The 2,125-nt window shown below is 36.7% G+C and carries 2 protein-coding genes and 1 pseudogene; all 3 read right to left on the reverse strand.

Annotated features, from left to right (window positions below; all coding sequences use genetic code 11):
- Window positions 1–10: 10 nt before the first annotated feature.
- Complete coding sequence (locus QUB70_RS32360; protein WP_442927869.1) at window positions 11–646, reverse strand: PP2C family protein-serine/threonine phosphatase; 636 nt, start codon at window positions 644–646, stop codon at window positions 11–13.
- A gap of 569 nt (window positions 647–1,215) precedes the next feature.
- Window positions 1,216–1,917 carry an ISL3 family transposase gene (locus QUB70_RS32365; RefSeq protein ID WP_332985897.1) on the reverse strand — a complete coding sequence of 234 codons (702 nt, stop codon included), beginning with the start codon at window positions 1,915–1,917 and terminating at the stop codon, window positions 1,216–1,218.
- A gap of 4 nt (window positions 1,918–1,921) precedes the next feature.
- Window positions 1,922–2,125 (reverse strand): annotated as a pseudogene (locus QUB70_RS32370) (hypothetical protein); the annotation flags it as partial.

A 2,125-nucleotide genomic window follows, 5' to 3' on the forward strand; every position in this document is an offset into this window, starting at 1 on the left:
TTTCATAATTTCAGAAATCGCGTATTAGCTTGTTTTTCTGATTAGATAAAATTATCACCACAAGTTCAGGAGAGCCCACGTTATCGTAAATTACACTGTTAATTGCGCTTAAAAACCTGACTGGATCGGGTTCGTTGTAGGCGAGCAAAGTTCGCACTGCCGTTTGAACCATAATCATTAAAACACCGCTCTCCAATCCGTGTACCGTCACATCGCCAATGCCAATTTTCACTCTACCTTCGTGCTGGAGTACGTCGTAATAGTCGCCGCCTACTTCATCAGCAGCTTCCATAAATCCCGCAATATCTAAACCCACAACTTCATTGAGTTCTAGGTCTTTTGGGAGCAGCATCTGCTGAATCTTGCGAGTAACGTCTAGTTCAGCGCTCATTCGCATATTTTCAGCTTTTAGGCGATCGTTGAGAACAGTAATTTCTTGATTTGCAAAAACTAAGGCATCGGCAATCTTGTTAAACGCACCCACTACTTGCCCCAGTTCATCTCTGTTATCCAAAATAATTTTGTGGTCTAGATTGCCGCTTGCCATCTTTTTTGACGCTTCGTCGTAAATTTTTGAGGATAGCTCAGCCGATTCATTAAATGGATTCCCAGGGATTTTCTGTTCATAATTGATACATTTCAACAAGATTATACTAAAAAAGTAGCGATCGCTACTAAAGTAGCTTCAGGGACGATCGCTCTTGAAAACCAGAATGCTACAATTAATCACCGATAGCGGGCTTAATTTCTAATGCGTTTCCGTCCTGTTGCAACAAATTGTGCGGCAGCCTTTTGATATCGCCGGCTCAGCTCGCCTCTGTTAGTCTAAAACACCGTTAGCAATTTTGAACGATTAATAGTCATTTATACTGATATTCTGGGTCCGAATTAGATGCTTTTAAGAATATTTTACTTAAGCATAAATTTTTCTTAATACCCCCAGACCATTTGTGACAAGTTAAGAAAAAGTGCAAATTGTCAAGGGGGTAGACAAAAAAAAGGTAAAATAGGCTGAAATATCTATCTATCTGGCAAGCATTTGAGTCATAGTTGAACCCGTTACTCGTTGAAAAAAACGAATTAACCGAGACCATGCAAAGAAAAAAAATAGTCCCCAAATAGAAAATGAAGCAATCGCGAATCACCTGGAAGATTTATTAATTCCAGCAATGGCTGCCCAAAAAACTTTGGTTCTTCCTTACTTAGTATGCTAAACTAACAATTAAAATGCCAAGTAAGCAAACATCTATTCTTGTAGTTTTCAAAATTTCTAAAGCCATACGCAGAACGTTTTATTAACTTGAGCTTGTTGTTAATACCTTCAACAACACCACTTGTTGTCCTATTATCAAAGTAAGCAATTATTTCGTCAAGCCAATTGGTAATAGTCTTCACACTATCCGGAAAATATTGTTTAGCTCTTTTCTGCCAGATCCCAATTCTCAACAATCCCCTCAACCAATTTGTTTTTTTGTTTTCAAATATTTGCCGGAATTTTTCTTTTAATTTATGCATTATCGCTAGGTTGGGACACACTTTTTTAACCTCCATTAATTTGATATTTTGCTTTTCATTTAAATCCTCTTCATTCTTTAATAATGAATATTTACTATCGTTTATCCCCTCTAATCTTTCTTTGTGTTCTGCTGCTTCTTTGTCAGATTTTGATTTGATAGTTAAATCTATTACTTGCCTTCTTTCGCGTTTTCTTTGTGTATCTAACTCCTGGTTAACTTGTACCATTACATGAAATCTGTCCGCTACTACTTGAGCATTTGGCATCAGTTTTTGTACTAGAGTTTTATAACCTTTCCACAAATCTATACTTACTTCTTCTATTTGGTCTAATACCTCTGAACCCCATGACTCAAGGACTGGCTCGATTTCCGCTTGTGTTCTTCCTTTGATAAGTGTAATTAATTCAGATGTTTCTAAATCGCTTAATACGGCACAGTAATTTCCTTGACATGAGAGTTAACGCTATTTCATCAATTCCTAATTTTTTTAATCCTGATGGTTTTGATGATAATTCTCGTGAGGCATCTGATAACATTCTTTCTATTTCTTCTGTTGTTACTACTCCTTGTTTTGCTACACTATGAATGTCACTTGATAAAACTGATTT

It is taken from the genome of Microcoleus sp. A003_D6 (assembly GCF_036702825.1).
GTDB lineage: Bacteria > Cyanobacteriota > Cyanobacteriia > Cyanobacteriales > Microcoleaceae > Microcoleus.